The organism is Arthrobacter humicola, assembly GCF_039531445.1.
GTDB lineage: Bacteria > Actinomycetota > Actinomycetes > Actinomycetales > Micrococcaceae > Arthrobacter > Arthrobacter humicola.
In genome coordinates this window covers 25195-31978 of sequence record NZ_BAAAQB010000031.1, presented here as the reverse complement: position 1 = coordinate 31978, position 6784 = coordinate 25195, and the positions used below count along the sequence as shown (strand labels likewise).

Genomic DNA, 6784 nt, shown 5'->3' with positions numbered 1-6784 from the left:
GCCGGTGGTGTTTACCTCGTTGAAGGATGACACTGTCGGCGGGGATACCAATGGGGACGGGACGGCGACCAAGCCCGCCGCCGGCGACTGGGCCGGAATCCAAGTAGTTGGAACGTCGACATTTGAATATACAATCATTTCTTACGCGACCACCGCTGTTACAGCAACTTCGAATGAAGTCGAAAATACAACTTCAATTCAACTTTCCAACGTAACGCTGAGAAAATCAGCAACCTGCCTATCGACAAACGGAAACGTACTGGGATATTTTCACGGTTCTGTTGCCGACTGTGCCATTGGCGTTTCATCCGACTACACTTTTGATGCGACAAGGACTGAATGGGGAAACGATTCCGGCCCTGGACCCTTAAACGGAAACCCAACTATTGTAGGAAGTGGCGTTAGCGTCTTCCCGTGGGTGGGCGCGACCCTTCCGCCCGCACCGGCAATTGCCCCAAGTGTTGCGCCTTTGCCGAAGTGTAGTGACTACCTATTTATTGGAGCCATGGGATCTGGTCAAAGAACGGAGTCGAACAATACAGATCTCATGGGAAGTCAAACGAGGGCAATAGGCCAAAAATTTTACGATTCTATCTGGGCCAACGACCCCGGAAAGACAATCACATTTCTTGGTCTAGATTATCCCGCTTCACCCGTTCCTTTCAGCACCGATTCCGCCAAGGAAGGCCTCCATGAATACGTTGGAAGCGCATGGCAAGGAACAATGCTTTTGGTTAGTCAGATAAATTCGGCGATCAGCGAATGCCCCCAACAATCCATTGTGCTTGCCGGTTATTCACAGGGAGCGTGGGTCATTCATTCCGCACTTTTATATCTTAATGTTGTAAGTCCTTCGGTGCTTAATAGAATCAAATCCGTGGGTCTCCTGGCGGATCCGTTGCGGAATTCAGTTGATAATTTGCACAACTTCGGAACATCTGATGCCTCTTCCGAGGGAGCGGTGGTTACGGGCATTGGAAATATGGCCATTGGAATGTTTGACTGGTCAATGGAATTGACGAGAAAACTTTATCCTGATTTGGCGGATACTAGCCCTGCCTCAATGGCGCAGACCGGTTATCCTCGTTCTTTGGTGACTTCAACTATGACCATCTGTGATGACAAGGATCCGGTATGCGCTTTTCGATGGCATCCAATTTGGGGCGCGCCTTACGTGGACTTGAATATCGATGTCCATACAAACTACGGTACTGTGGATTTCTCGATACTTGGGGTCAATATGGCACGGAACTTACAACCGTAGACCGGGTTAATGTAGAGTCGTCGACGATGGGAAGCTGCCAAGAATAAGCATCGGGGACTTGAGATTGAGTCCTCTCGACGTGTCCCATTGCGCTTTGTATCCCTTAACCCGGCTTGTAACTCTTAGGTCCGGTCGTCCAACTGTGCGCAGGAAAGGACCGAAGCGTCCAGACCGAGCAGCAGCGCCCTGCAAGCATCGTGCCGGGCTCGAAGCTCAGGGTCGACAGGTCCAGATCGGGCATGGCGAGTTTGTCGCGGAAGGAGGCGTATCCGACGGAGATGGGTGAGGAAGACCAGGATCTTGAGAACGCCGGCCATGGACAGGGCGATGATTTTGCCGATGATCAGGCTGGTCGGGTTCAGGGGTGAGGATGCGGGCGGCGGAGCCGAGCCGCCGGCGGGTTGGCCGCGGCTTTGGCCCGACCGGCAACAACGGTCTCGGGCACGGAAGCCTATCCGCAGCTGCCGATGAAGGCAGCAGCCCTACTGGAGTCGGTGGCGCGGTTCCATCCGCTGAGCGACGGCAACAAACGCACGACGTGGACGCTGATGGTTCTGATGCTCTGGATCAATCGCTACCGGCATGACTTCACCACGGATGCGGCATTTGACCTCGTCGTGGGGGTGGACGCCGGCCATGACCCACTTGAGAGCAGCGCCGGGCTGATTGCCACGCAACTGGTCAGGAGGTAGCCCTGGGTTCGTGGGCTTGCCGGTTGAGCGGATTCCTGGCCCCGTCATGTGATTCTGTGCCGGCCGGGTCATGAAATGACTGACAGGAGGCGGCAGCGACCATGAAGATCCGGGAAGCCGGCCCAAGGGTTGGACCAGCGTATGTCCCTATTGCGGCGTCCCGACATTCCCGGAGTTTGAAACCGCAGAAGTTCTTCCGGCTGAGCAAAATGCGCCAGGACAAAAGAGAACCGCAGCCCTCTGACGCGGGATGCGGTGCGCTGGTGCAGTGCATTGGAACGATGAAATTGGGGTGTGTACATTGTGCACACTTTGGGCTGCGGATCGGGCCGTATATGGGTCGGACTGGGCCGGATTCCGCATGTTTCCGGGGGAGCCCAGTGTTTGCGGGGGAGGGAATGCAGTTCGAGTCCCACCTCGGGCACGTGTTTTCCCTGTTCAGGGGCTTGTGGGCCGCTGAGTGTGTACAAATCTCCTCTATGGGCCCCTGCGGGGGCCCATTTTTGTTGGTGGTCGTTGCGGTCCGGCGGCTCCTTCTCTTGGCGTGGACAGCGGTGTTGCTGTGTACTCCTTCATGGCCGGAAGCGGTTGGAACTGCATGACTTGCTGAGCCTCGGGATCATTCGGACCTCCTTTCTTGCTGCATATGTTGGTCGTGGTTGGCCTTGTACCTGTTCATGTCCCGGAGTTGTGGTGATGGCATGACCTGCGGGACGTTTCCGGGAGATTTTCTGGACCTCGATTCGATCCCTATTCTTGGCCGGGGAGAGGTGGGCGGGCGTTTGTCCGGCAAAGTTGTGTGGACATTGTCCACGCCGATGTAACGTGTGATGCCGTAGAACACGGGTGACCTCCTGCCCTGTTCCAGACCGGGAGCCGGAAAGGAGAAGCGATGAACACCCCTCCATGCCTGCGGTGGGACGAATCAGGCCAGCAGCAGCTCCTCGCCCGGGCCGAAGCGCTGCTCCGGCGGCGCTGACGGTGCCTTCTCGGAATCGCCGGGGCGCCAGGTGCCGGAAAATCCACGATCTTCGAATGGCTGCTGGAGCACCTGCTCACCGACCATCCCCGGCAGGTCGCACTGGTCCCCATGGACGGATTTCACCTGGCGCAGTCGCTGCTCGAGTCCCGCGGGCTGGAGCACCGCAAGGGCGCTCCGGACACCTTCGACGGTGCCGGGTACGTCGCGTTGCTCCGCCGGCTGCGCTCAGAGACCTCGCGGGAAATCTTCACCCCGGTCTTCCGCCGCGAAGTCAACGACGCGATCGCCGGGGCAATCGCCATCCCGCCGGAAACACGCCTGATCATCACCGAAGGCAACTACCTTCTCTCTGACGAGGCCCCATGGAACGAGGTCGCATCCCTCCTGGATGAAACCTGGTTCGTGGAACTCGAACAGAACGAACGCCTGCGCCGGCTCACCGCGCGGCACCTGAGGTTCGACAACGACGCCGCCATCGCCGAATGGCGTGCAACCGGCAACGACGAACGCAATGCCCGCCTGGTAGCAGCAGGAAGCCAGTGCAGCACCCTCGTCATCGAGCACACCCCCGCGACCGCCTCGGCGTCCGGGCGCGAGCAATCGGTGGAATCCGGCCCGCCGGCTTCAAATGGCTCTGCCATTATTCACTGCCTGGGGTAGTTATCAGTGGCCACCGAAACGTCGTGTAGCGCTGTATGCCAGCCCATTCACCTGTTCCGGTCGGGGTGGGGCATCCCGGGATCCGAGCATGCGGAGGCGCCAGAACTGATCTCGTAAAGCGCGCCCGGAAAGGGGAGGTTCCCCGGTATCCGTGTCTTCCCCAGGAGTGCCGGGGCCGACGAGTTCCACCCGATCATCTCCCGACTGCAGGAAGCCTGCCGAGCATGGGCCTTCAGTGGGTTCGTATTGTAATCCGACGATTTTGAGCGGCGACTCTATGAGGAGAAATCCAGCCTCGTCCATGGTGAATCCCTGCGTCCATTGAAGCTGGCAGTACGAGTCGCTCCGGGCTGTTGTTGGTCATGCCACCATAATGTCGGCTCTCTTCTCCGAGAGTTGGAGAATTCAGTTCTGACTTTTCGGGGACCGAGGAAAGAGCGAGGTCCCTGCCTCCAGCATTGATCGGGGGTGAAGTTTTCGACGATCCTCTTGATAGGAGTCAACAGAGTCGCCGAAGGCGATATGCCGGAGTTTCCTACATCGATGTAGTCAACGGAATCACCAGAGTTCACACTAGTGTTGGTCGACGGCCAGGTGGAGAGGCAAAGGTCGGTCTCGCTCGGACCTACATCATCGCACTGGCTCCGCCGTCTACTACCAGGTGGGATCCGGTGACCCATTTAGCCTCGTCGGACGCCAGGTAGAGGCCTGCGTGCGCGACGGCGAGCGGGTCCCCGGGCCTGCCGTCTATCGTGCGCTCGATGATCGGGGCGACCGGTGCGCTCTGGCCGAATTCGGCGAACATCGCAAGTACCGGCGGAGTCGCCATGACACCAGGACTCACGCAATTGACGCGAACGCCGACGGCGACACCCTCGGCGGCGAGCTGCCGAGTGAGAGCGATCACGGCCCCTTTCGCGGCAGCATGGGCGGCCTGCGGCAGGGCCCGGGCACCTTGGATCCCCGCGCCCGAACCAATGTTGACGATCGCACCCCCGACGGCGGACAGATGCGGCCAGGCGCTTTGGCAGGCATGCCACACCAGGTCCAGCTCGTTCTGGATCGTGAACCGGTAATCCTCGCTGCTCATCTGGGCGAACGGCGCGAATTTCGGCATGCTGGCGTTGTTGTAGAGCACGTCGATGCGGCCGTGGCGCTCGATCGCCCCGCCGACCCAGCGATCGATATTTTCCCGGTTACCCAGGTCCATCGGGGCGCTTGATTCGATCGCACCTCCGTCGGCCTCCACCAGGCGGACTGTCTCCGCAGCGCTGTCGGCATCGAGGTCGCAACCGACGACTGTGGCGCCTTCGCGGGCGAACAGGTGGGCTGTCACCCGGCCCATTCCGCCCCCGATGCCTGTCAACAGGACGACTTTCCCTTTCAGACGACCACTAGCCATGGTTCTTTCTCCGTTCATCTCGCCTCATGTATTGAGCCCAATGCAACCACGGCGGGGAGGGGACGGAGGTCGATGCTGTGTGATGGTGCAGTTAGTGCACACTTCTGTGCACGAACTGCACCATGGGGCCGCAATCTCCTCAGGTCGGCGACGGATGGCGCAGGATGAACAGCACGTGGCACACACGACACACACTGCATCAAAGGAGATGTTGAATGATGAGTATCACCTCCGAGACCTCGATTCGCCCCCTACCACCCGGCGTCACCGAGTTCAACCTCGAAAAGGCAATCGTGGCGTTTGCTGCCGCGATCGGCGCCGAGAATGTCGCGACCGATGCCGAGTCCCTGCAGGACTTCCAGGATCCCTTCCAGGTCCCGGGCTCGGCCACGAATCTCCCGTCGGCAGTCGTTAGCCCAACGAGTACCGAAGACGTCCAGGCCATCGTGCGGATTGCCAACGAATATCGTGTCCCGTTGTGGCCCATCGGCCGTGGGAAGAACAACGGATACGGGGGAGCGGCGCCCCAAGTGCGCGGCTCCGTGATGCTCTCATTCCGGGAGATGAACCGCGTACTGGAGATCAATGAGGAGCTTGGCTACGCGATTGTGGAGCCCGGTGTGAGCTGGTACGACCTGCACGACGCGATCAAGGCCGGCGGACACAACCTCGTGGCCTCCATCGTCGATATCGGCTGGGGAGGCGTCGTCTCCAATACGCTCGAGCACGGGCTCACCTACATGCCGTACTCGATCGACCAGGCCTCGCACTGCGGCTTTGAAGTCGTGCTCCCGAACGGAGACCTCATGCGTACCGGCTCGGGCGCAATGGACAACAACCCGACCTGGCCGCTGTATAAGCGTGGCCTGGGGCCGACCTCGACCGAGATGTTCATGCAGTCTAACTACGGCATTGTCACCAAGATGGGCTACTGGCTGATGCCCAAGCCCGAGGTGTACATGCCGCTGTGGCTGCGCGTCTGGGATGAGGCGCAGATGCCGGCCGTGGTCGATGCGCTGCGCGAGCTCATGCTGGCCGGTACCATCGACATGCGCCCGCAGCTGTCGAACACGCTGTGCATGGCCTCGATGCTCACCACCCGCGCCGAATGGTACACCGGTGAGGGCCCGATGCCGGAGGAGATCATCGACAAAATCGCCAAGGAGATGGGACTGGGCCGCTGGATGATGCGCTTCGCGCTCTATGGCGATGATGCGGTGGTTGACCACAATTTCGCCAAGCTGGAGGCGCGTTTCCTGCAGATCCCGAGCGTGGACCTTATGGGCCAGAAGCACGGGGCGGACGCCTGGGAGACGCTGCCCAACCCGCACGAGCGGGTGCAGATCGGGGTGCCGAGCCAGGATCTCTACAAGATGGCAGGCTGGTCCGGCGGGGAGGAGGGCGGCCACGTTGACTTCTCGCCGGTCATCCCGCTCACGTCCCAGCACGCGATCGACGCGCAGAAGCTGATGGCCGAGATGTGCGCCGAGGTGGGCCTTGATTTTCTCGGTGGCATGCTCCCGATCAACGCCCGCTCGACCACGTTCATCAACGTGATCCCCTTCGACACGAAGAACCCGGAGCAGGTCGCCAAGGCGTACGCCCTGGCCACGCGCATGGTCGCCGAGGCCGGTAAGCGCGGCTACGGCGAATACCGGGCGCACCTGTCCTTCATGGATCTAGCGGCCGACCAATTCGGCTTCAACGACCACGCGCTGCGGCGCTTCAACGAGACGATCAAGGACACGCTCGACCCCAACGGGATCATCGCCCCGGGCAAATCC

Annotated in this window: 5 protein-coding genes and 1 pseudogene; 4 read left to right on the top strand and 2 right to left on the bottom strand. The window is 60.2% G+C overall.

The window, feature by feature from the left end; translation table 11 throughout:
• Together ABD243_RS11585 and ABD243_RS11580 are read left to right on the top strand one after the other, a co-directional pair.
• Positions 1–1264, top strand: a 1264-nt coding sequence (locus tag ABD243_RS11585) for a cutinase family protein (protein ID WP_344365658.1), incomplete at its 5' end; no start/stop codon positions are given.
• Positions 1265–1656: 392 nt separating this feature from the next.
• Positions 1657–1956 (top strand): annotated as a pseudogene (locus ABD243_RS11580) (type II toxin-antitoxin system death-on-curing family toxin); the annotation flags it as partial.
• 925 nt (positions 1957–2881) lie between these two features.
• Here the strand turns inward: ABD243_RS11580 and ABD243_RS11575 are convergent.
• Positions 2882–3061, bottom strand: coding sequence for a hypothetical protein (locus tag ABD243_RS11575; RefSeq protein WP_344365655.1), 180 nt, complete (start codon positions 3059–3061; stop codon positions 2882–2884).
• On the opposite strand from ABD243_RS11575, the gene ABD243_RS11570 reads away from it, so the two are divergent.
• A complete protein-coding gene (locus ABD243_RS11570; protein ID WP_344365664.1) occupies positions 2984–3598 on the top strand; it encodes a nucleoside/nucleotide kinase family protein in 615 nt (204 codons plus the stop codon). The two genes, ABD243_RS11575 and ABD243_RS11570, sit on opposite strands and share 78 nt — an antisense overlap.
• A 625-nt stretch (positions 3599–4223) precedes the next feature.
• Here the strand turns inward: ABD243_RS11570 and ABD243_RS11565 are convergent.
• The gene (locus ABD243_RS11565; protein ID WP_344365652.1) at positions 4224–5000 is read right to left on the bottom strand and encodes an SDR family NAD(P)-dependent oxidoreductase; all 777 of its coding nucleotides are present in this window, start codon (positions 4998–5000) and stop codon (positions 4224–4226) included.
• 215 nt (positions 5001–5215) lie between these two features.
• Here ABD243_RS11565 and ABD243_RS11560 point away from each other — a divergent pair.
• A partial coding sequence (locus ABD243_RS11560; RefSeq protein WP_344365650.1) for an FAD-binding oxidoreductase occupies positions 5216–6784 on the top strand: 1569 nt, incomplete at its 3' end.